This is a genomic window from Dactylosporangium sp. NPDC051087 (assembly GCF_055586325.1).
Window position 1 is genome coordinate 17,625 of the sequence record NZ_JBVJIJ010000046.1, and the last position, 22,271, is coordinate 39,895.

13 protein-coding genes are annotated in these 22,271 nt (G+C 73.7%); 5 read left to right on the top strand and 8 right to left on the bottom strand.

The genetic code is table 11. The annotated features are described in order from the left end of the window. Positions 1–14: 14 nt before the first annotated feature. Positions 15–506, top strand: a complete 492-nt coding sequence (locus ACZ6TV_RS50350) for a M20/M25/M40 family metallo-hydrolase (protein WP_465307973.1) — start codon at positions 15–17, stop codon at positions 504–506. Further along, entirely contained in the window at positions 503–1,519 is a 1,017-nt protein-coding gene (locus tag ACZ6TV_RS50355) for a pyridoxal-phosphate dependent enzyme (RefSeq protein ID WP_465307975.1), read from the top strand. The genes ACZ6TV_RS50350 and ACZ6TV_RS50355 overlap by 4 nt, the downstream gene beginning before the upstream one ends. On the opposite strand, the gene ACZ6TV_RS50360 is transcribed toward ACZ6TV_RS50355, so the two are convergent. Further along, positions 1,488–2,393 (bottom strand): ornithine cyclodeaminase family protein, encoded by a 906-nt coding sequence (locus tag ACZ6TV_RS50360; RefSeq protein WP_465307977.1) that lies wholly within the window; start codon positions 2,391–2,393, stop codon positions 1,488–1,490. The genes ACZ6TV_RS50355 and ACZ6TV_RS50360 overlap by 32 nt on opposite strands. Positions 2,394–2,650: 257 nt before the next feature. Here ACZ6TV_RS50360 and ACZ6TV_RS50365 point away from each other — a divergent pair, with 257 nt between their 5' ends. Further along, complete coding sequence (locus ACZ6TV_RS50365) at positions 2,651–4,813, top strand: ricin-type beta-trefoil lectin domain protein (protein WP_465307978.1); 2,163 nt, start codon at positions 2,651–2,653, stop codon at positions 4,811–4,813. A gap of 67 nt (positions 4,814–4,880) precedes the next feature. Beyond that, a complete protein-coding gene (locus ACZ6TV_RS50370) occupies positions 4,881–5,681 on the top strand; it encodes an NAD(P)H-binding protein (RefSeq protein WP_465307980.1) in 801 nt (266 codons plus the stop codon). Between the two features lie 75 nt (positions 5,682–5,756). Here the strand turns inward: ACZ6TV_RS50370 and ACZ6TV_RS50375 are convergent, their stop codons facing one another. The 5 genes from ACZ6TV_RS50375 to ACZ6TV_RS50395 all read right to left on the bottom strand — a co-directional run bounded on the left by ACZ6TV_RS50375 (position 5,757) and on the right by ACZ6TV_RS50395 (position 10,771). Continuing rightward, positions 5,757–6,419, bottom strand: a complete 663-nt coding sequence (locus ACZ6TV_RS50375; protein ID WP_465307982.1) for a DUF7919 family protein — start codon at positions 6,417–6,419, stop codon at positions 5,757–5,759. Positions 6,420–6,589: 170 nt separating this feature from the next. Next, complete coding sequence (locus ACZ6TV_RS50380) at positions 6,590–6,874, bottom strand: hypothetical protein (RefSeq protein WP_465307984.1); 285 nt, start codon at positions 6,872–6,874, stop codon at positions 6,590–6,592. Next, positions 6,874–7,530 (bottom strand): DUF7919 family protein, encoded by a 657-nt coding sequence (locus ACZ6TV_RS50385; protein WP_465307986.1) that lies wholly within the window; start codon positions 7,528–7,530, stop codon positions 6,874–6,876. Before ACZ6TV_RS50385 ends, ACZ6TV_RS50380 begins: the two co-directional genes overlap by 1 nt. Before the next feature lie 290 nt (positions 7,531–7,820). Further along, positions 7,821–9,215, bottom strand: a complete 1,395-nt coding sequence (locus tag ACZ6TV_RS50390; RefSeq protein ID WP_465307987.1) for a family 43 glycosylhydrolase — start codon at positions 9,213–9,215, stop codon at positions 7,821–7,823. Beyond that, the gene (locus tag ACZ6TV_RS50395; RefSeq protein ID WP_465307989.1) at positions 9,215–10,771 is read right to left on the bottom strand and encodes an alpha-L-arabinofuranosidase B; all 1,557 of its coding nucleotides are present in this window, start codon (positions 10,769–10,771) and stop codon (positions 9,215–9,217) included. Before ACZ6TV_RS50395 ends, ACZ6TV_RS50390 begins: the two co-directional genes overlap by 1 nt. Before the next feature lie 260 nt (positions 10,772–11,031). On the opposite strand from ACZ6TV_RS50395, the gene ACZ6TV_RS50400 reads away from it, so the two are divergent. Further along, positions 11,032–11,847 (top strand): NAD(P)H-binding protein, encoded by an 816-nt coding sequence (locus ACZ6TV_RS50400; RefSeq protein WP_465307991.1) that lies wholly within the window; start codon positions 11,032–11,034, stop codon positions 11,845–11,847. A 10-nt stretch (positions 11,848–11,857) separates the two neighbouring features. On the opposite strand, the gene ACZ6TV_RS50405 is transcribed toward ACZ6TV_RS50400, so the two are convergent. Both ACZ6TV_RS50405 and ACZ6TV_RS50410 read right to left on the bottom strand, forming a co-directional pair. Further along, complete coding sequence (locus tag ACZ6TV_RS50405; protein WP_465307993.1) at positions 11,858–12,496, bottom strand: GNAT family N-acetyltransferase; 639 nt, start codon at positions 12,494–12,496, stop codon at positions 11,858–11,860. Between the two features lie 20 nt (positions 12,497–12,516). Beyond that, the gene (locus tag ACZ6TV_RS50410) at positions 12,517–22,269 is read right to left on the bottom strand and encodes a Tc toxin subunit A-related protein (RefSeq protein WP_465307995.1); all 9,753 of its coding nucleotides are present in this window, start codon (positions 22,267–22,269) and stop codon (positions 12,517–12,519) included. Positions 22,270–22,271 lie beyond the last annotated feature (2 nt).

The window sequence follows — 22,271 nt, forward strand, 5'->3', positions numbered from 1 at the left end:
CCGAAGGAGCCGGTATGGACGGCCCGGCCGACCCGGCCGTCGTGTCGTGCACCGAGATCACCACCGACGGCGCGCGCAACGCGGTCCCGTCGGAGGCGGTGATCCGGGGCGACACGCGCGGCTTCACCCCGGCGGTACGAGCCCTGCTGGAGCGGCGTATCCGGCAGCTGGCGGCCGGGATCAGCGCCGCGCACGACGCGACGTGCGAGGTGACCTACACGCACGAGTTCGAGCCGACCGTGAACGACCCCGCCGCCGTCGCCGCCGCCCTGGCCGCCGCCCGGTCGACCGTCGCCGGGGACCTCGTCGACGCCGACACCCCGCAGTGGACGGCGAGCGAGGACTTCGGCGCGCTCGCGCGGGCGGTCCCCGGCTGCTTCGCGCTGCTCGGGACCGGTGCGGACGCGACGTCGCTGCACAGCGCGGACTACGACTTCAACGACGACGTCCTGGCCACCGGCGTCGGGTTCTACGTCAACCTCGCCCGCTCGGCGCCGGCCGCATGAGCCTGCCGAACCCGCTGCGCGACCCGGCGTGGACCTGCCCGCCCGCCGACGCCGCCGCGCTGGACTTCCACCGGTCGCTGCCCGGGTACGCCCCCACCCCGCTCGTCGCACTGCCCGCCCTCGCCGGCGAGGTCGGCGCCGGCGCGCTGTACGCGAAGGACGAGTCGACGCGGCTGGGGCTGCCGGCGTTCAAGGCGCTCGGCGCGTCCTGGGCGGTCCACCGGGCGCTGCGCGGCCGCCCGGACCGGGTCACGGTCGTCACGGCCACGGACGGCAACCACGGGCGGGCCGTGGCCCGGTTCGCCCGGCGGCTCGGCCACCGGGCGGCGATCTTCGTGCCCGACGGGGTGCACCCGGCGGCGGTCCGGGCGATCCGCGACGAGGGCGCCGACGTCACCCACGTGCCGGGCGACTACGACGCCGCCGTCGCCGCGGCGGCCGGATCCGCGGCCGGATCAGCCGCTGACCGGGTGCTGGTCCAGGACATGGCGTGGGACGGCTACGAGGACGTGCCGGGGTGGATCGTCGACGGCTACGGCACCCTGTTCCACGAGCTCGACGAGCAGCTGCCCGCCCGGCCCGATCTGGTCGTGGTGCCGGCCGGGGTCGGGTCGCTGCTGCAGGCCGCCCTCACCCACTACCGCACCGCCGCCGGGTCCGCCGGGACCGTCACGAGCGTGCTCAGCGTCGAGCCGGAGTCCGCCGCGTGTGTCCACGCGAGCGTCGCCGCCGGGCGCCCGGTCACCGTCGCCACCGGCACGACCAGCATGGCCGGGCTCAACTGCGGCACCGTGTCGTCGCTGGCGTGGCCGTACATCAGCCGCGGCCTCGACGCGTGCGCGACGGTCGACGACGAGCGGGCCGCCGAGGCGATGCGGGACCTGAGCGCCCATGGTGTCGACGCCGGCCCGTGCGGCGCGGCACCCCTCGCGGCGCTGCGCGCGCATCCGCCGGCCGCGGGCGCCACGGTGGTCGTGCTGGTCACCGAGGGGCGCGCCGCCAACCCGACATGACCGCCCCGGCGGTGACGAGGTCCTGCCAGGCCATGCCGACGCTCTTGAACAGCAGCGGCCGGCCCGGGTCGGGCTCGACGGCGCCGGTCACGACGTCCCGCATCGGCACCAGGTCGTCGCGCCGCAGCGCACCCTCGTCGATCGCCAGGCAGACGTCGCCGGCCTCCCGCAGCGCGGTGGCGACGTCCTCGACGACGACCGTGGCGCGGGCGCACAACCCGGCCGGCACCTCACGCGCGGCCGGCTCGTGGGAGCCGACGGCGATGACGACGGCCGTGTCGCGGATCAGGCCGGCGTCGAAGACGGGCGTACGGGCCGTGGTCGCGCACACCACCACGTCGGCCTCGCCGAGGACGTCGCGGGGATGCGGGCCGTCGCCGCCGCCCGAGGAGCGCGTCAGGTGTGTCACCTTCGCCACGGGCAGGACGGCGGTGAGGGTGGCGACGTGCGCGAACGCCTGCGGACCGGCGCCGAACACGGCCACGCGCAGCGGCTCCCGCGCCGCCCGCAGCCTCGGCAGCACGGCGGCGACCGACACCGCGGGCGTGCGCAGGGTGGTGAGGGCCGTGCCGTCGAGGACCGCGACGAGGGCGAGGGTCGCCGCGTCGAACAGCAGGTACGACGCCTGCACCCGGGGCAGCCCACGCCCGGGGTTGCCGGGCGCGACGGTGGCGACCTTGATCCCCGCATAGGTCCCCGTCGCCTCCGACGGCATGAGCAGGAACTCACCCGCCCGCAGGGGCACCGCCTGCCGGGGCGGGTCCGCAGCCGGGTCGAGCCCGCCGGCCAGGGCGTCGGTGATCGCCGCGACCGCGTCGGCGGGACCGCACGCGGCGGCCACGGCGGCGGCGTCGAGGACCGGCGGCGCGCTCACCGCAGCACGAACCCGGGCAGCGGCACCGGCGGGTCGGCCACGATCCGGAACGGCTCGCCGGCGGTGTGGTAGTCGGTCGTCTTCACGGCAGGTGGCACCTGCTCATCGTGACATCCTCTTGACACGCCGAATCGACCGACGCAACACTTTTGCCATTGCTGAGAGCGCTCTCACCGCCATGACCGCGCCCGGCAGATGATCAGAGAGCAGGTAGGCCAATGAGAGCCGTACCAAGAACGCTGTACCGCGCGCTCGCTATGACAACGTTGACAGCACTGGCGGCGTTCGGCCTGACGGTGGCCTCGGCAGACGCCGCCGTCGTCGGCAACCCGATCACCGGACCCGGCGGCAAGTGCGTCGACGTCGCCGGCGACGACACCGGCGTCAACGGCGCCGCCGTCCAGCTGTGGGACTGCCAGAGCGGCGCCGCCGACCAGCACTACACGTGGAACGGCAGCGCGCTGACCGCCATCGGCCGCTGCCTCGACATCATCAGCGGCGGCACCGCCAACGGCATCAAGCTGCAGCTGTGGGACTGCAACGGCACCGGCGCCCAGCAGTGGGTCGCCCAGGCCGACGGCTCGCTGCGCAACCCGCAGTCCGGCCGCTGCATGGACTCGCCCAGCGGCGCCACCGCCAACGGCACCCGCCTGCAGATCTGGGACTGCAACGGCTCCGGCGCGCAGAAGTTCGCGCTCGGCACCACCACGCCGCCGACCGGGACCTGCCCGACCTACTCCGAGACCCCGGACTTCGGTCCCAACGTGAAGATCTTCGACCACAACAGCAGCGACGCCACCATCCAGGCCTCGCTCAACAGCGTGTTCGAGGCGACGAAGTCGACCCAGACCGCGCAGTTCCAGACCCGGCGCGACGCGCTGTTGTTCAAGCCGAGCGCCACCCCGTACAGCGTGGGCGCCAACATCGGCTTCAACACCTCGATCGCCGGACTGGGCCTCAACCCGGACGACACCCGGATCAACGGCGCGGTCACCGTCGACGCGTTCAACGCCAGCGACGCCGGCAACGCCACGCAGAACTTCTGGCGCTCCGCGGAGAACCTGTCCGTCAACACCCTCGGCGGCACCAACCGGTGGGCCGTCGCGCAGGCCGCACCCTACCGCCGGATGCACGTGATCGGCGGGCTCAACGTGTACCCGGCCAGCTACGGCTGGGCCAGCGGCGGCTACATCTCCGACTCGAAGATCGACGGCAACATCGAGTCGGCGTCGCAGCAGCAGTGGTACACCAAGGACTCGACGATCGGGTCGTGGAGCGGCTCCAACTGGAACATGGTCTTCTCCGGCGTCAACGGCGCCCCGGCGACCAACTTCAACACCAACCCGGCGGCCGGTCCCCGGTACACCACGCTCGGCAGCACCCCGGTCTCCCGTGACGTGCCCTACCTGTACATCGACGGCGCCGGCAAGTACCGGGTGTTCCTGCCGTCGCTGCGCACCAACGCGTCCGGCCCGTCCTGGGCGGGCGGCTCCACGCCCGGCACGTCGGTGTCGATGAGCACGTTCTTCGTGGCCAAGCCCAGCGACTCCGCCGCCACGATCAACACCGCGCTCGCCAACGGCTGCAACGTCTTCTTCACCCCCGGCGTCTACCACGTCAACCAGACGCTGCACGTGACCAAGGCCAACACCGTGGTCCTCGGCATCGGGTACGCCACCATCATCCCCGACAACGGCGTCAACGCGATGGACGTCGCCGACGTCGACGGCGTCCGGATCAAGGGCATCCTCTTCGACGCCGGCACCACCAACAGCGACACCCTGCTGAAGGTCGGCCTGGCCAAGACCGGGGTGTCGCACGCCGGCAACCCGACCACCATCCAGGACGTGTTCTTCCGCATCGGCGGCATGGTCGGCGGCAAGGCCACCAACAGCCTGGTCGTCAACACCAACAACACGATCATCGACCACACCTGGGCGTGGCGCGCCGACCACGGCAACGGCGTCGGATGGACCGTCAACACCGCCGACACCGGCCTCATCGTCAACGGCGACAACGTCCTCGCCACCGGCCTGTTCGTCGAGCACTACCAGAAGAACGAGGTCGTCTGGAACGGCGCCAACGGGCGGATCATCTTCTTCCAGAACGAGATGCCCTACGACCCGCCGAACCAGGCCGCGTGGATGAACGGCTCCACCCAGGGCTACCCGGCCATCAAGGTCGGCTCCGGCGTCACCACCTTCGAGGCGTGGGGCCTGGGCAGCTACTGCTTCTTCAACGCCAACCCGGCCGTCGTGTCGGCCCGGGCGTTCGAGGTGCCCGCCATCTCCGGCGTCAAGTTCCACAACATGGCCGTCGTCTCCCTCGGCGGCGTCGGCACCATCTCCCGCGTCATCAACAACACGGGCGGCACGGCGAACTCCGCGACCAACAACGTCTACCTGCTCAACTTCCCGTAGACGCCCGGACATGGATCCGCGAGTCCAGGCCATGGCCCATCCACGGCCGCCGCGCTGAGATTGGCGCATGACACACGAGATCCTGGTCCTCGGCGGCACCGGCAAGACGGGACGCCGCGTCGCGCAACGACTGCGTGACAGCGGCGTCCCGGTCCGGGCCGTCTCCCGTTCCTCCTCGCCGCCCTTCGACTGGACCGACCCGGCAACGTGGGCGCCGGTCCTGTCCGGCGTCCGCGGCGTGTACGTGTCCTTCCAGCCCGACCTGGCCGTCCCCGGCGCACCCGCCGCCATCCAGGCCTTCACCGACCTCGCCGTCCGCTCCGGCGTCACCCGGCTCGTCCTGCTCTCCGGCCGCGGCGAGGACGAAGCTCTCGCCAGCGAGCAGATCGTGCGGGCCGCCGGCGTCGAGACCACGATCCTGCGCTGCAGCTGGTTCAACCAGAACTTCAGCGAGGACTACCTGCTCGAGCCGGTCCTCGCCGGCGAGGTCGCCCTGCCCGTCGGCGACACCCCCGAGCCGTTCGTGGACGCCGACGACATCGCCGACGTCGCCGTCGCCGCGCTCACCACCGACGGGCACGACGGCAAGGTGTATGAGCTGACCGGCCCGCGGCTACTCACCTTCGCCGACGCGGTCGCCGAGATCGCCGCCGCGACCGGCCGCGACATCACCTTCGTCCCGGTCCCCGCCGCCGACTACGCGGCCCTACTGCCGCCCGAGCTCGCCGACCTGCTCATGTACCTGTTCACCACCGTCCTGGACGGCCGCAACGCCCACGTCACCGACGACATCCACCACGTCCTCGGCCGCCCGGCACGGGACTTCACCGACTACGCCAAGGCCACCGCGGACACCTGGCAGCGGTAAATCCAGCGCCGTGTCCGGCGCGCCCGGCCGGCCCGCCGCTGACATCGGAGGTCACGTTGGCACACCGCTGCACCCTCATCGGACCTTGTCCCAGAATTCCCACTCCTTGCCGTGGTCGGGGCACTGCTCTATGAGCTGCTGGCTGGCCAGCAAAGGTGCCCTGCGTTCAGGACCGACCGGGGTGACCTGCAACTCGAACTTCCGACCGCAGGTCTCACATGGAATCATCAGGTTCACGGGGGTGCGGCTCCAGATCTTGCGCTCTGCGTCGGGTGGGATCCAAGGGCTTGGCTCGGTGGCCCAGCCAGCGTCGTAACGCTGCACCGCTTCGACGAACTCCGCGGGCGGCCGGTAGGCGTGAGCGGAGACGTAATGCCAGATCAGCGCCGGCGCTGCGAACATCACGCCCGGCCGGGCCGGCACCCTGATCTCGCAGTACGCAAGCCATTCCCGGCCGCCCGGCCGCGGATCGGCGATCGCACTCACGTCAGACGGGCAGAACCCGCAATCGTGGAGGCCTCGCGTCTCATTGACGGTTGGGTTGCCGATGACGTCGAGCAATGCGCCGGCGAACCCGTCCGGGACCGGGCCCGCGCCGAACGGCTGCGAGGCGTCCAGCCAGCCGACGTTGAGCCGCTCATACCGCGGCCTGTAGTGCAGCCTGCCCCATTCGAGTCTGACGGTGTCGTCGTCGAAGTGCGAGTACGCGTACGGCGTCAGGTCCGCGAAGTAGGCCACGAGGCGAAGATACGGCGGTGAGCGCGACAAGCAGCCGATGACGTTTGGTCATGCGGTCGAGACCGGCACATCGGTCAGGTGCGATGAGCAACGCCGCAGCCGAGACGTCCGGCTACGTCGGCGGCATCGACACAAGCGGTTGGTCATGGTGTTGATTGCGGCCCAGCGGATCATGGCTTCGGAGGTGGCGGGGTCGCGTTCGTGGTCGCGGGCGAGGCGGCGGTGAGCCGGGCCAGGTATCCGCTCGACGCACCAGCGGCGCGGGATGACTGCGAAGTCTTGCTGGCCTTCGGATTTGCGGGCGATGTGCAGCCGCCGTCGGCGAATACGAACCGGATCGGCGTGGCCAGGTGCATGGACAGCAGGGTGGTCTTGGCCCCGTCGCGGTCCTGGACGCCGGCGGCGAGCACGACCACGACGATGAGCAGGCCGAGGGTACAGAACAGCGTCCACATCAGAGCTTGTCCCAGAATTCCCACTCCTTGCCGTGGTCGGGGCACTGTTCCCTGAGCTGCTGGGTGGCCAGCGATAACGCCCTGCGACCAGGCTCGTCCGGCGTGTAGTGCAACTCGAACTTCCGGCCGCACCTCACACACCGAAGCATGGCGTTCCTGGGGGTGCGGTCCCAGACCGCGCGCTCCGCGCCGGGCGGGATCCAGGGGCTCGGCTCGGTGGCCCAGCCGGCGTCATAACGCTGCACCGCCTCGACGAACTCCGCGGGCGGCCGGTAGGCATGAGCGGAGACGTAATGCCAGATCAGCGCCGGCGCCGCGAACATCACGCCCGGCCGGGCCGGCACCCTGATCTCGCGGAACGCAAGCCAGGACTCGCCGTCCGACCGTGGATCGGCGATGAGACTCGTGTCTGACGGGCAGAACTCACAGTGGTGCAGGCCGCGCGTCTCGTTGACGGCCGGGTTGCCGACGATGTCGAGCAACGCGTCGGCGAACCAGACCGGGACCGGGCCCGTGCCGAACGGCTGGGAGGCGTCCAACCAGCCGACGCTGAGCCGCTCGTACCGCGGCCGGTAGTCCAGCGTGCCCCATTCGTGTCTGACGGTGTCGTGGTCGAAGAGCGAGTACGCGTGCGTCAGGTCCGCGAAGTAGGTCACCGCGGCAAGATACGGCGTTGGGTGCGATAACCGGCGATGAGGCCGGTCATGCGGTCGAGACCTGCACGCCGGTCAGGCCCGATGAGCATCGCCGCGGCTGGGACGTCCGGCTTACCTTGGCGGCATCGACGCAAGCGGTTTCCGCGCCGAACGGTGGCTGCCGACGCAGGGTCGTGGCCTGCGCCGCTGGGGTCCTGACCCGGTTCGCGGCCGGTGGCCTGCTCGAACGGCAGGCCACCGACCTCGGAACCGGACTCGGCCGGCCGCCGGCCGCCGCCTCCCCCCGGTCGTCAGGACACGAACGGCCAGCCCGCCGCGTCGTAGCCGAGCCGGTTGATGCCCAGCAGCGACGCGCCGTTGTCCGCGTAGTAGTGGTAGAACAGCTGGTCGCCGTCGGTGTCCGCGAGGACCGCCTCGTGGCCCGGGCCGTGGATGCTGCCGTGCGACGCCAGGATCTCCGTCCCGCCGCCGGCGGTCATCGCCCGGCCCGACCGGTCCACGTACGGGCCGGCCGGGTCGGCGGAGCGGCCCACCATCACCCGGTACGTGCTGGCCGCGCCCTGGCAGCAGCGGTCGAACGACACGTACAGGTAGTACCAGGTGCCGCGCTTGACGATCGTCGGCGCCTCGATTCCCGGGCCGTAGCCGGCGAGGCCCTGCATCGTCGTGCCGGACCGTTTCCCCGTCCCCGGGTCGAGCGGGATCAGCTTGATCCCGGACCAGAACGAGCCGAACGTCAGCCACCACCGGCCCTGGTCGTCCACGAGCAGGCTCGGGTCGATGGCGTTGAACGTGTCCGACGTCCGCGACTCGATCACCAGGCCCTGGTCGGTCCAGCTGCCCGACGCGCCGGTGGTGCTGGTCGCCAGGAAGATCGCCGAACGGTTGGACCCGAACGTCGACGCCGAGTAGTACAGGTAGTAGCGGCCGTTGCGGTAGGACAGGTCCGGCGCCCAGAGGTTGCTCGACCCGCCCGTGTACGCGCTCGTCCACGGCGCGCCGCCGGGGAACACGGACCCGGCGTTGCGGAACGCGACCCGGTCCGTCGACGTCTTCAACGCGATGTTGGTCCCCGTGTGCGCGACCAGGTAGCTGCCGTCGGGGCGTTTCACCACGGTCGGGTCGTGCACGCCGACGTCACCGGTGACCCTGGCCGGCATCGGATACCCGGCGTCGCCCAGGCGGACCAGCTGCCACTGCTGGTTGGTGCCGTCGAGGTCCTGGTACGCGGCCAGCATCGCACCGTCCGCGGTGGACCGGTTCCACAGGTCGACGACCTTCCCGCTGTCCCGGTTCACGAACCGCACGTAACCGCCTGCCGAGTCCTGCAGCCGGAACTGCTGCCGGGCGCTGCCGGAGTCCGTGTTCTGCACCAGCCGCGTGCCGTTCGCGGCCGCCGGCAGCTCGAGGACCTTGCCGCTGTGCACCGACCGGACCTTGAACCAGCCGCCGCCCGCGTCGGCGAACCGCCACTGCTGCACCGCGAGGTCGTTGCGGGTCCACTGGTTCACCGGCGCGTTGTCCGCCGTCGACCAGTTGTAGACGTCCATCGCCTTGCCGCTGTGCCGGTTCACGAACACGTACGTCGCCGCCGGGTCCACCGTGGCCGCTTCCGCTGACGGCAGCTCGTACACCATCCCGGAGAGCAGCACGAGGGCCGCGAGCGCGATCAGTCGCTTCCGCATCATGCCCACGCCGGCGCGGGGACCCAGCTGACGTCGTCGGTCCACAGGCCGGCCGCGTCCCACGCGTTCGACCCGCCGTTGCTCGCGATGTAGACGTTGTTGTTGTAGTGCCGGATCAGCCGGTCCGGGAAGTTCGCCGACGCGAACGAGTTGCCCTGCCCGTTGCGGCCCGTCTGCGGGCAGAACGTCGCGTCGGAGGCGAACAGCGCGCTGCCGTCGTTGGCGTGCAGGAACAGCTGATAGTTCTGGTGCCGCAGGAAGCTGCCCGCGGCGTTGCGCGCCTCGAACGAGACGCAGGCACTGTTGGCCAGGCCGGCCCGCACCGTGAACGACGCGTTGCTCTTGTCCGTGGCCGAGCTCGACGCGCTGACCACCTGGGTGGAAACGGTCGCGCCGTTGTGGCTGACGTACCGCGTGGTGCAGCACGCCGTCGTGGCACGCAGCGACACGTTCGACCCGACCGCCGGGCCGCTGGTCGAGCCCGACGTGCCGTAGCCGGCCGCGACGATGTTGGCCTGGACCGCGTTCTCGGTGGCGTCGGTCGGGTACCCGGACGTCATGACGCCCTCGTAGAACGTGCCGGCGGCGCCGACGCTGTTGTCACCGCCGATGCCGAGGATGATCGCGCCCTCCTTCTTCATCGGGTTGTAGCCGGCGACGTTCGGCCGGGCACCGTTGTAGAAGGTCGACAGGTTGCCGGACTGGGCGTTGCCGCCCCGGATCGACCAGTGGTTGGGCTCACCCTTGACGATCGCCGTCAGGAAGCGGTGGCTGATGCTCGGGTCACCGGCGTTGTAGCGCTGGTTGACGCCGGAGAACAGGCCGTTCTCCAGGTCGGCCATGATCCACGGGCCGTTGCCGACGCCGTAGCCCCAGACCTTGTTGCTGCCGAAGTAGATGGCCTCCATGGTGCCGTTGCCGTTGTCGCGGCTGTTCGTCTCGGCGTTGCCGTAGTCGAAGCAGCAGCCGCCGTTGTAGTGCGTGCCGTCGAAGATGGCGTACATGCCCTCCGGCTGGTCGCCGCGGGCGATGCCGTTGGTGGCGTTGTTGCGGTAGCCGGTGCCGGGGGACACGAAGACGCCGTACGCCTTGTGCCCGGCGATCGTGATGGGCGCGGCGGTCGCGTTGGCGAGGTTGTCGTAGCCGCCCGCCGCCGGGCCCTGGAACCCGCCGGGCGGCGCCTGGGTCAGCCGGTTGTTGCGGCCGGTCTGGTCGTAGATGATCGTGATGAGGCACGACGTGTTCACACAGAAGCTGTCCTGGGTCGCCGCGTTGGCGTAGCTGCCCGCGCTGACCGGCGCGATGTCCCTGGTCGTGTTGTCCGAGGCGCGGCGGACCTGATACAGCGGGCCGCTGTAGGCGCCGTAGAGCGCCCTGGTGGTGCTGTGCGCGGCGACGCACGGGGTCCCGCCGGCGGCGTAGATGTCGCACGGCTGGGTGGTCGCCGCCTGCGACGTGCCGGCGGCGGCGACCAGCAGGCCGGCGACGAGCGCGCCGGTGAACGCGGCGGCGAGCGCCCTGTGCCGCAGGCGCCTGGGTGACGGTCGGAGTGCCATGGTTGACCTCATTTCCGTCCGCGCAGGGCCACGTCATGGGGGCGGGCGGTGCGCGGCACGTGGTTTCGCCGGATCGGCTCGGCGGGGGGTGTCGCCGACGGCTGGCGGGCCATCGGCAGGCCATCGCGATGTTATCGCTCACATCGACGATGTCAAGCACGTCGATCCGTACCCAGGTGAGCGCGAACATGGCCCGCGAAACTTTCCAGGGCCACCGAAAACCGGTGGCGCCGGCAGCCGCCCCCGTGTTGCCTGACCACATGATCATCATCAGCGCCGCGTCCGGCGCGCTTGGCCGTCTCGTCGTCGACCACCTGCTGACCCGCGATCCCGGCCGCCCCCTCGCCGTCGCCGTCCGCGACCCCGCCCGCTGCGCCGACCTCGCCGCCCGCGGCGTCGACGTCCGCCACGGCGACTACGACGACCCCGGATCCCTCGAAGCGGCGTTCGCCGGCGCCGACCGGCTGCTGCTCATCTCCTCCCCCGAGCTCGACCCCGGGCGGAGGATCCGGCAGCACCGCAACGCGCTCGACGCGGCCGTCGCGAGCGGCGTGCGGGCCGTCGCCTACACCAGCTTCCTCGGCGCCGACCGCGGCGGCGAGGGCCTCAACGCCGCCCACCACGCCACCGAACGCGCGATCCTCGACAGCGGGCTCGGCCACACGATGCTGCGCAACCCGTTCTACACCGAGGCGTTCGTCGACGCCGGCCTCCGCGACGCGACCACGCTCACGCACGCCACCGGCGGCCGCGGGCTCAACACCGCCCTGCGGTCCGACCTGGCGGAGGCCGCCGCCGTGGTACTGACCGGCGACACGCACCTCGGACAGGGCTACGACCTCACCGGTCCACTGTGGACCTACCCGCGGCTCGCCGCGGCCCTCTCCGAGGCGACCGGCCGGACCGTCGAGGCCGTCGAGGTGGCCGACGTGCCGGGCCCGATGGGCTTCCTGATGCGCCTCGCCGCGGCCGGCCTGCTGGAGCGGCAGACCACCGACCTGGAACGGCTCCTCGGCCGGCCGCCGGCGGGTCCCCGCGAAGCGGTGAGCGCGGCCACGTCGCGTTCGTCGTCCTAGGATGCTAGGACTACAGGTACAGGAGGGCCTCGGAGCCGACAGGGCGGAACCCGGCGGCCTGGAAGGCGCGGATGCTGCGGGCGTTGCCGGCCGCCTGCTGCGACCAGACGGGCCGCCCGGCCGGCACGAGGTGGCGGGCGGCCGTGGCGAGCGCGCGGCCGAGCCCACGGTGCCGCTCGCCCTCGTCGACCTCGATCGACGTCTCCCACCGCCCCGCCACTCCCCGGCCGAGCACGAGGATTCCGCCCGCGGCGGCCCACACCCGCACGTCGTCCCGCCGGAGCAGGGCCGCGCGGACGCGGGGATGGCCGGGGTCGGTCACCTCGCGCAGCCGCACCGGCGGCTCTCCGGCCAGGGCCGGCGCCACCGTCAGCAGGTCGACGCAGTCCATCCCGCGGCCGGTGCGGTCCAGCAGCGCCGCCAGGAACCGCGGGTGCATCGCGGCCGCGAGCGGATCGCAGGGCAGGGCCGCCAGGGTCGCGCGGACCCACCGCGGGTCCTCGTCGGTGAACACCACCGAGTGCGCGGTGAACGCGACGACCCCCGCATCCCGCCCGCTCGGCTGCGGCACCACGGTCACCCCGCCGTCGGCGGGCGGGAACCGCCCGGCGGCGGCCGCGTCAAGCATCCGTACGAGGTCCACACCCATGTATATCGGGCGGGACGGGCTCAGGCCGCCGTGTAGTGACAGGCCACGACGATGTCCTCGATCGCCTCGGCGGGGGTCGGCGGTCGGGGCGCGCCCCCCGCGGGGGTGACCTGCGGCAGCGCCGCGACCAGTGCGGCGAGCCCGGCCTCGGCGACGCTGACCCGCACCGTGCCCGGCGGGAGCGGGTCGGCGGCGAAGTCGAACGACGCGGACGGCAGGCCGCCGAGGGCCGCGTCGCGGACGAACGCGGCGGTGGCGCCCGGCGCGACGGTGACCTCCAGGGGTGTCGCGACGGCGTACGGTGAGTCGTCGGCGGCGTATGCGGCGCGGTCGCGCAGGACCAGGAACACCTGGATGCGGGTCACCCGCAGCTTGCGGGTCTGCAGCAGGTAGGGCATGCGGTCGCGGGTGACGGGCACGGCGAGGGTGCGGGCGGACGGCGCGCCGTCGGGGTGCTGCCAGCGCAGCCAGTCGTCGGACAGCTCGCGGGCGGCGCTGACCATCCGGACCAGGCCCGCGCCGTCGGGCCGCTTGGCGGCGGTGCCGAGGATCTTGCGGGCCGACGCCTTCGCGGCGGCGCGCAGGGCCTCGCCGCCGTCGCGGGCGGTGTAGCGCACGTGCAGGATCACGTCGGAGACGGTGCCGGTGTCGAACGCGTTGGTCTCCGGGTCGAGGTCGATGCGCCACTGGCCGGCGACGCCGGCGCCCTCGAACGGCCGGTAGCGGTCGTCGAAGACGGCGTGCTCGAACATGCCGTGGTCGTCGAGGCCGGAGCTGGTGACGATCGACTCGACGCCGCCGACCTGGTCGGTGAAGCGCGGGTCGTCGAAGCGTCTGCGCGCGTACGCCGGTCCGGGTTCGGCGCTGCGCCGCACCGTGCTGCGCAGCAGGGTCAGGCGCAGGTTGACGCTGGTGTACGGCCCGGTCACCGACGGCACGGTGACACTCAGGCGGTCGATGCGGCGCAGGTACTGCCCGGGATGGTCGAGGTCGAACAGCCACTCCGGCACGTCGACGAGGCAGGTCCCGGTCCGCTGGAGCGCGACGAGCGCCAGCGGGTCCAGCAGCGCGAGCGACACGTGCTTGGTGAGCTGGTGCCGGCGGCGTTGCCCGCGGTGGTAGGCGGCCTGCATGCGGTGCAGGTCATGGGTGAGCCGGTCGACGGCGGCGAGCCCCTTGCGCTGGCCGTCCCAGTAGTCGAAGCCGAGGTAGGTGGTGTCGTCGTCCAGCTCACGGCGGACCGCCCGCTCGACCTCCTTCGCCGTCTCGTACAGCAGCTTGAAGCCCTGGTAGTGGGTGGCGGCGGCCTGCTCGGCCAGCCAGCCGTAGAGCGCCTCGCGGGTGAACTTTGTGCGCAGCAGCTCCTCGTGCGCCTCGGCGTGCTCGCGCTGCAGGTCGAGGGCGGCCGCCTCGCCGACGGCCATCCGGTTGCGGGCGGTCGCGGCGGCAATCTGCTGCTCCAGCTGCTTCGCGTCGCCGGCTGCCTGCGTCTCGTGCAGCTTCCAGTCGGTCTTCAGCCGGTCGAAGGCGGCCTCGATGCCGGCGCGTCCGGCGTCGATGTTGTGCGCCGCGGCCTGCCCGCCGAGGAATGCGGAGTAGGCGCGGACCATGTTGCCGAGGTTCTGGCCGCCCATCTCGACGCCGGCGGTGAAGGGGCTGCCCATCTTGAACTGCGGGACCGCGTACATGGCCTGTGCGAACACGTCGATGACCGAGGCGGTGGAGGTGTGCGCGGACGCGGTCGCCATCAGGTCGAGCTGCGACTGCTCCCACGGGCTGCGGCCGGCGGCGATCAGGGCGGACCAGTGCCGCTCCCGGTCGCGGGCGGCGCCGACCGCGACGGTGAGCGCGTCGACGTCGGCCTTCGAGGCGTCGATCGCGCGGCGGCGGGCGTCGCGCATCGCGGTGAGCAGGGTGCGTTCGTGCCCCGCCCGCAGGGCGGTGAGCTGCTCCACGTCCCGCTGCTGGAGGGCCTCCAGGAGGCTGCGCCCGGCGGCGCGGACGTCGGCGGCGAGCTGGAAGGCCCGTTCGAACAGCACGGGCGCGCGGTGGACGGGCGGTGCGGCGCTGACGTCGGCGAGGACCGTGCCGAGGTCCGCGCCGCCGGCTCGCGCCGCGACCAGCATCGCGGGGTCCAGCGGCGGGTCGAACAGCGGCAGTTCCCGCCGGTTGCCGTCGAGGTCGAGGCAGTGCCGCACCTTGTAGAGCCGGTCGGCGATGCGGTCCCAGTAGCCGGTGAGCCGGTCGTTCGGCGGCACGCAGAAGAACAGCGCCCGGGCGAGGGTGGGCGGCGGCGCGGCCCCGGCCGGCGGGGTCACCGGCATGCCGGCGGGCGCGGGCGGCACGAGCGCCTCGGCGGCGACGAGCGCGTTGGAGAACCCGTCGAGCAGCGGCTCGATCTGCCCGTACGTCTGCGGCGCCGGCCGTACCCGCGGGCGCGGGCGCTCGGGCCGGCGGCGCATGATGCGGGCGGCGTGCAGGTACAGCTCGGCGGCCTCGGCGGAGGCTTCCATCGTGCCCGCCCGCACGCACTGGTCACCCTCGTCGAGCAGCGTGTCGAGGTACTGCATGACGATCGCCTTCTGGTAGGCGACGGGCCGCAGCCGGGCGATGAGGTGCGGGTTGAACGGGTCGGCCCGCCACGCGGCGACCTGCCGCTCCAGCTCGGGATCGCCGGTCTTCGCCGCGAGGGCCGCGAGGAGCTGGTCGATGCGTTGCTGCTGGTACTGCGGCGCGGTGCGCTCGAAGAACGGCCGGACCCGCCAGAACCGTTGCGGGGACGGCTCGTTGCTCGCGTCGGTCGGGTCGAACATGAGCCGCAGCCACCGGCGGGCGCGGGCCGGCCGGCCGTCGGCGGCGAGCAGCTGCGCGACGCGGCGGGGCGCGTGCACGAGCAGGTCCCAGTTGTAGGACGAGTACGCGCCGCCGGCGGAGAAGTCGAGGTCCTCGACCGGATACGGCTGGTTGACGACCTTGCGCGGCCGCAGGTCGGTGGCTGCGTCCAGCCGCCGCCCGGTGGACGGTGCCGGCAGGGCGTCCCACGGCCGCCGCTGCAGGTCGCGGACGAACAGCCCGTCGACGCCGTCGCGGCGCAGCTGGCGCAGCAGCAGCGAGGCGTACGGGTGGTAGAAGACCCGCACGTCGAGGGCGAGGTCGATGCCGAGCTTCGGCGGTTTCAGGGCAGGCGACGGGTTCAGCACGGACGCCACGGCGGCGACGGCGGCCGGCCCGACGGCCTTCGCGATCGGTGACGCCGACGCGCTCGTCACGCCCGGGACGACGGCGCCGCCCAGCGGTGCGCCGGCGCTGATCGGCAGTGCCACCGGCTGGTCGGCGAGGCTCGACACGAGCGTCTTGGCGAGCACGACGTCGACCGCGGCGGCCTTCGGCTTCGCGTGCTCCATCAGCAGGCGGTGCGCCGCGCCGAGGTCGTCCAGCAGCGCGCCGGCCCGCGCGCCACCGGCCGACGGGACCAGGTGGAAGACCCGGTCGCGGTCGCCGGCGAAGAACGCCCGCCCGGCGTCGAACTGGGCGTACTGGTGCGGCACCACCAGCGTGTAGTCCCGCAGCTCGTCGAGGACCGGCACGTCCGTCCGGTGGCCCTCGACGGTCTTGAGCGAGGCGCCGGGCGCGGGCTCGGCGTCGAGGCGCTGCACGTGCAGCGTGGTGTTGCCGCCGGCCGGCACGAAGTGCTGGAAGGACGGGCTGGTCCCGACCGGCGTGATGAGGGTCAGCGCGCCCTGCTGGGCGGCGAACCGCACGTCGAGGCCGCCCTCGCTGACCGTCCACGCGCCGACGCGGTACCCCCATCGCGTCGACGGCTTCGGGTCCTTGTCGCCGAGCACGAGGTCGGCCCACTGCGACAGCCCCTCGGAGTACTTGTCGAAGCTCTGCACCGGCAGGCTCATGACCTGCTGCAGCTGGGCGGTGGCGTACACGTCGACCCGCAGCTCCGGGCCGGTCGTCACGATCTTGAACCGGAGCTGCTCGCGGGGCACGCCGGCGACGTGTTCCTGGTCCTCGGGTGAGAGCCGTTTGGCGCTCCAGCCGTCGCGGTTGCGCTCGGACCAGGCCAGCCGCACGTGCCAGTCGGTCCGGGTCGTCATCGACGCGTCGACGGCCTTGCCGGAGCGGCCCTCGCTGGACACGTCCGAGCTGCGCTCGGTGAACACCGGCCAGAACAGGTGCAGCCGCCGGTTCCACACGACCGGCATCACGTGGTCGCCTTCGATGTCCGCGTCGATCGGCTCCCACGGGGTCCAGGTGTGCCCGTCGACGAGGCGGCGGTGGAAGTACCGCTGCGGCGCGTTGCGGGTCCGGGCGACCACGTGCAGGTGGTCCAGCGACGTGCGGCCGAGCCCGTCCCGCTCGACCTCGTGGTACATCGCCATCACCTGCGGCCTGGCGATGTCGCGCAGCTGCTCGAGGTAACGGGCGAACGCGTCCTCGATCGCCTCGTCGGACAGGTCGGACTGCAGCAGGTCGGACTCGAGGTCGCGCAGGAACGGGGACCTGTCGGGCAGCAGCGCCGGGTCGGCCCAGTTCTCCGGGTACAGGAACACCTGCCGGGCGGCGTGCGCGACCCGGGAGCTGCCCAGCGTCTCCCACTGCGCCCAGGCGGGATCGTCCCCTGTGGACACCCCGGCCTCGACGTTGAGCAGGCACCGGTTCACGAACGTCTGGACGGCGAGGATCGCGCTCTTGACCCGTGACGTGCCCCCGCACGCGCCGGTCTCGACGTCGGCGAGGAAGTGCGCGCCGACGTCGTCGGGGTGCTGCCAGCCGGGCTCGCGGGCCAGCAGGTAGGCCACGAGCGCGTCGCGCTGCCGCTCCCGCAGGCCGTCCTGGGTGGGCCGGGCGGCCGCGGCCCACTGCTCGTCGGTCAGCCTGGCCCGGACCGCCTGCCGGATGCGGCGGGCGACGTCCCGGGTCATCGGCGCGGCGCACCAGGCCCGGCACTCCGCAACCCGCACCCCGCCGCGGGCGGCGACCGTGACCGCCCCGACGAGCCGTTCGAGGTTGGTGACGTCGCGGTACGCGGCCGCGTCGGCGAGGCTCAGGGCGGCGACGTCGGTGGCGTCCCAGCCGGTGCGGGCGACGATGACCGCGTCGAGCGTCGCGGGTGTGGCGCCGGGCGCGGCGGCGGCGTCGAGGACCGCGGTGAGGCACTCGCGGCCGCCGGGCATCCGCCGGGCGAGCGAGAACAGCCGCGCCACCCGCAGCCACGCGGTGAGGTGCGGGGACGCGCCACCGGCCGGCGCCGCCACCGGCAGCGTGTCCAGGGCGGTCCAGGTGCCGGCGGGTCCCCGGTCGAACAGCCACCCGAGCTGCGCGGCGCCGGCGCCGAACCGGGTGATGACGGTGCCGAGCTTGGCCAGGAGCGTCACCAGCGCGTGCTGCTCGGGGTAGCCGGCGGCGGTGACGGCGACCTCGGCGTGCGCGTCGGCGAACTCGGCGTCGACGAACGCGTCGGCGGCCGGTCCCGGCACCGGGCCGCCGCGGGTCAGGCGGCGCACCAGGAGCTCCTCGACGACGGCAGCCGGGAAGCCGAACCGTTCGGCGAGGGCCTGCACCACGGTGCGGCGGCTGACGGTGTCCCGCAGGTACGCGGCGAGGCGCTGCCACAGCGCCGCGAACCGTTCGGCGAGCGGCAGGTCGAGCAGCACGGCGGAGTCCGCGGCGGACAGCAGCACCGCGCCGGGTGCCGGTGTCCAGGCGGGGAACCGGGCGGCGAGCGCGTCCACGGCGGCCCGGAACCCGGGGTCCGGGGTGAGGGCGGCGAGGATCCCGCGCTCCCGCTCCGACAGCGGCCCGGCGAGCCGCAGCTGTTTCGCGCCCGCGTCGTGCCACAGCCGCTGCGCCAGCTCGCGCGGGACGTCGACGCCGGCCGGCAGCGCGGCGAGCGGCTCGGCGAACACGGGCGCCTCGAACGCCTTCGCCTGCCCGGCGAGCCGGGCGCGGGGCGCGTCGTGCAGCGCGGCGACCGCGGCCTGCCACGCCGGGTCGGCGGCGGCACCGGCGAGCAGCGCCCGCTCCCCCGCCGTCATCGTGCCGAGGTACGACAGTTCGCCGGCCGTCGCGTCGTGCGCGAGCCGGTCGCCGACGTCGGCCGGCAGCGGGCCCAGCGGCGGCAGGGCGGCGAGGGGGACCCGCGAGACGCCGGTGCCGGCGAGCGCGCCGATGACGTCGGCGGTCTGGTCGTCGCCCCACCGCAGCGCCGCGAGGGCCCGTCGGCAGGCGTCGCCGCGCGGGTCGGGGCCGGGCCGGTACTCCTCGGCGACGCGGCGCAGCCGGTCGCGCAGCGCGCCGAGCAGTTCGGTGGCGCGTTCGCCGTCGATGGGTGCCTCGAAGCCGGGCGTGGCCCGGTGCCGCAGCAGCCAGTCCAGCTCGGCGAGTTCGACGCCCCATGCGGTGAGGGTGCCGGTCAGGTCGAGGAACGCGGCCGGGTCGCCGGTGAGCGGGTCGAGGCCGGACAGTTCGCGCAGGCGCAGCAGGTCCACCGGGGTCAGTCCGGCGGTCCGGGCGATGGTCACCGCCCGGTACAGCCGGGACAGGTTGGCCAGGTCGCACGGCAGCCGGTTGCCGGCCGCGCCGACCACGCCGCCGGCCAGCAGCGCGTCGAGGTCGGCGCCGGCGATGCCGAGGACCGCGTTGAGCCTGGCCCGGACCGGCGCGTCGGTCAGGTCACGGCCGGTGTCGGCGAGGTCGGCGCCGTCGTCGCGCAGCGCGAACGGGTCGGGCCGGCCGGGGGTGCGTTCGACGACGGCCGGGTCGAGGAAGACCGCGTCGTACGCCGACCGGCCGTCCTCGCGGCGGACGGTGTCGAGCGGGGCGAGCCACGCCGCGACGAGCGTCACGGGCACGTCGAGCCGCCGGGCGAGCGCCGCGACGTGCGCCAGCCCGCGCACCACGGCGGCGTCGACGCCCAGCGCCACGTCGGCGCCGAGGGCACCGAGGACGACGTCGAGGTCGTCCAGCGGCCAGCCGACCCGCCGCCACAGCCGCACGAGTCGGTGCACGGCCGCGAGCCGGTCCTCCGTCAGGCCGGCGACCCGCAGCAACGCGGTGTCGCAGGTCGCCGGGTCCGCGCCGGGGGCGGGCACGATCGACAGTGCGCCGCCGGCGTTGACCGACCGCTGCCGCAGCAGCGCGACGAGCTCGTCGTAGGTGATGCCGGCGCGTGCGGTGAACGTGCGGACCGGCGCGAGGTCGTCGGCCCAGGCCGCGGGCGCGGGTTCCGGCGCGCCCCACAGCGCCGCCGTCGTGTGCCCGGACGTGCCGAGAAGCACGGGCAGGTCGCGGGGGCCGAAGCCGAGCGCGGCGGCGGCCGCGTGGGTGGCGGCGCCGGGGTGGGTGTCGAAGGTCGCGAGGAGCTCGGGGCGGGGCACGCCGAGGCGGTCCAGCCAGCTGCGGGCCTCGTCCTCCCACAGGTCGTAGGGCAGCGCCCACGGGTGCACCGCCGTGGCGAGCCGGTCGTAGGCGGCCGCGTTGAGGTGTTCCGGGGTGACGGCGAGCTCCTGCGCCGACCGGCTGGTCTGCGGGTAGGGCTCGACGCGCAGCCCGCCGGCTGTGGCGTCGCAGGTGTACGCCCACTGCTCGTCGACGATCCGGGCCCGGCCGGCCACGGCCGGGTCTGCCAGCACGGTCGCGGCCGGGGTCAGCGGGAACCCGGCCGCCGTGAACGCCTCCGCCAGCACGGCGTCCACGGTGGACGGTGCGGCGGCGACGCCGGCGACGGTGAAGCCGAGCGGGGCGACGGCCTGCTCGAGGACCTCGTTGACCAGGTCGATCGCGGGCAGGACGGTATTGGTGTTCGCGCAGTTCAGCACGACCTCGTCGAGGTCGGGCCGGCGGCCCGCGCCGGTCAGCCGCGGCTTGACGGGCGCGCCGCCGGAACGCCTGGCGGCGACGAAGTGCAGCAGGTCCACCAGGTACGCGCTGGGGCTGAGCACGGACTGGCAGTCGTCGCAGGCGCACAGGTCCACGGAGCCGAACAGTTCCTCGTACTCCGGCGGGGTCCGGTCCGCGAGCACGGGCAGCTGGACGCTTTTGAGCAGCGGCCCGTGGGCGGCGAAGACGGCCTGCGCCATGGCGGCCGTGCGGGCCGCGTTGGCGTGCAGGTCGAGGGCGCGCACCGCGTCGCCGAGGCCGCCGGTGACCGTGGTGGTGAACGCGGCCGGGTCGGTCGCGGCGATCTTCAGCGCGGAGTCGTACCCGGCGGCGAGCAGCGCCCGGGTCTCGTCGTACCGGGCGGTGAGGCGGGACATGCGTTGCAGCGCCGACAGTTCCGCGCGGGCGCCGGCGTCGGGCAGGGCACCGGGGTGCTCGGCGAGGTACCGCGCGAGGTGGGTGGAGCGCAGGTCGAAGCCGGGATGCGCGGTCAGGAACCGGGCCACGTCCTCGTGGTGCGGGCGGAAGGGTTCGGTGGCGAGACGGTGCCGGAACGCCGCCGTCGGGTGGGCGTCCTCGACCCGTTCGGCGAGCGCGGCCACGTACAGCTCGGCGTCGATGCCCTCGGGTACGCCGGCCGCGGCGGTCACCTCCCGCCAGGCGGCCCGGTCCAGGGTGACGAGGTCCTCGGCGGCGGTGAGCGCGCCGTCGCGCCGCCGGGCCAGCAGCGCCGCGGCGAGGGGCGGATGGTTGCCGGTGAGCGCCGCCGCCTCGAGCGTGAAGCGGAGGTCCGCCAGGTCCGGGTCGTCGCCCAGGTCCCGCCACGCCGGCTCGTCCCCCTCGGGGCTTTCCACGCCGCCGAGCCGGGCGATGACGGCGACCTGCCGGGCCGGGTCCTCGACGACGACGCCGACGAGGTCGCGGATGGTGCCGCGGCCGGGCGCGGCGGGCGTGTCGGCGAGCCCGGCGACGCGCAGCGCGGCGAGGGTCTCGGCGAAGCGTTCCACGCCGGCCCGGTCCGGCGGGCGGATCACGGCACCGGAGACGGCCGCGTCCACGGCCCGCACCAGGGCGTCCCGGTCGACGGTGAGCAGACCGTCCAGTGTGGACGGCAGCCCGGTCCGGGCCACGGCGTAGGCGATGGCGAGCGCCAGGCCGTGCTCGCGGTCGAGCCGGGCGGCGGCGGCAAGCATCGCGACGCGGCGCGGCTCCACGCCGCTCTCCAGGCTGAGGAACACCACGTCGTCCTCGGTGAGCTCGGCCGGCTCGAGCCCGCGCAGCAGCGGCCGCAGCGTCTCCTGGAGCTGGTCGAGCTCGGCGGAGCCGTGCCGCGCCCCGGGTTCGGGGTCCGCCACGACCAGGTCGACGATCTCGGTCGCCGTCGCCTGGAAGAGCAGCGGCGACTCGGCGAGCAGCCGTTCCCCGCCGTACACGCGGACGACGAGATCCGGTCCGGCCTTCTCCGCCCGGGCGAACCGGTCCGCCGGGTACTCGACCCGGTAGGCGCCGGATCGGTCCACGTCCGTCTCGCCGAGGCGCTCCTCGGCGCGCAGGTCCACATCGGACACGACGACGCGCAGCGGGCCCGGGTCGCGGCCGCCAGCGGTGCGCACCAGGCCGGCCACGACGTAGTGCCCGTCGAGGCGGCGGGCCTGCACGGCCCGGGTGAGCCGGGCCGCGGTCGCCTCGTCGACGACCGGGACCGCCTCGAGGTCCTGGCCGCGCCGGAACGCCGTGACCGCCGCCGCGGTGGTGTCGCCGAAGCCCTGCGTGGCCACCTCGCCGGGTGACACGCCGAACCCGAGCAGCCGCAGCTCCAGCTGCAGCTCGGCGACGTCGGCGCCCCGCGTACCGGGGACGGGTTCGCGACCGGCGAGCCTCATGC

Bases quoted from the DNA above. Each gene is read 5' to 3' on its own strand.
- ACZ6TV_RS50380 (WP_465307984.1), bottom strand. From the start codon at position 6,874: ATGTGGACGCTGTTCTGTACCCTCGGCCTGCTCATCGTCGTGGTCGTG.
- ACZ6TV_RS50395 (WP_465307989.1), bottom strand. From the start codon at position 10,771: ATGGCACTCCGACCGTCACCCAGGCGCCTGCGGCACAGGGCGCTCGCC.
- ACZ6TV_RS50365 (WP_465307978.1), top strand. From the start codon at position 2,651: ATGACAACGTTGACAGCACTGGCGGCGTTCGGCCTGACGGTGGCCTCG.
- ACZ6TV_RS50355 (WP_465307975.1), top strand. From the start codon at position 503: ATGAGCCTGCCGAACCCGCTGCGCGACCCGGCGTGGACCTGCCCGCCC.
- ACZ6TV_RS50410 (WP_465307995.1), bottom strand. From the start codon at position 22,269: ATGAGGCTCGCCGGTCGCGAACCCGTCCCCGGTACGCGGGGCGCCGAC.
- ACZ6TV_RS50350 (WP_465307973.1), top strand. From the start codon at position 15: ATGGACGGCCCGGCCGACCCGGCCGTCGTGTCGTGCACCGAGATCACC.
- ACZ6TV_RS50400 (WP_465307991.1), top strand. From the start codon at position 11,032: ATGATCATCATCAGCGCCGCGTCCGGCGCGCTTGGCCGTCTCGTCGTC.
- ACZ6TV_RS50390 (WP_465307987.1), bottom strand. From the start codon at position 9,215: ATGCGGAAGCGACTGATCGCGCTCGCGGCCCTCGTGCTGCTCTCCGGG.
- ACZ6TV_RS50405 (WP_465307993.1), bottom strand. From the start codon at position 12,496: ATGGGTGTGGACCTCGTACGGATGCTTGACGCGGCCGCCGCCGGGCGG.
- ACZ6TV_RS50370 (WP_465307980.1), top strand. From the start codon at position 4,881: ATGACACACGAGATCCTGGTCCTCGGCGGCACCGGCAAGACGGGACGC.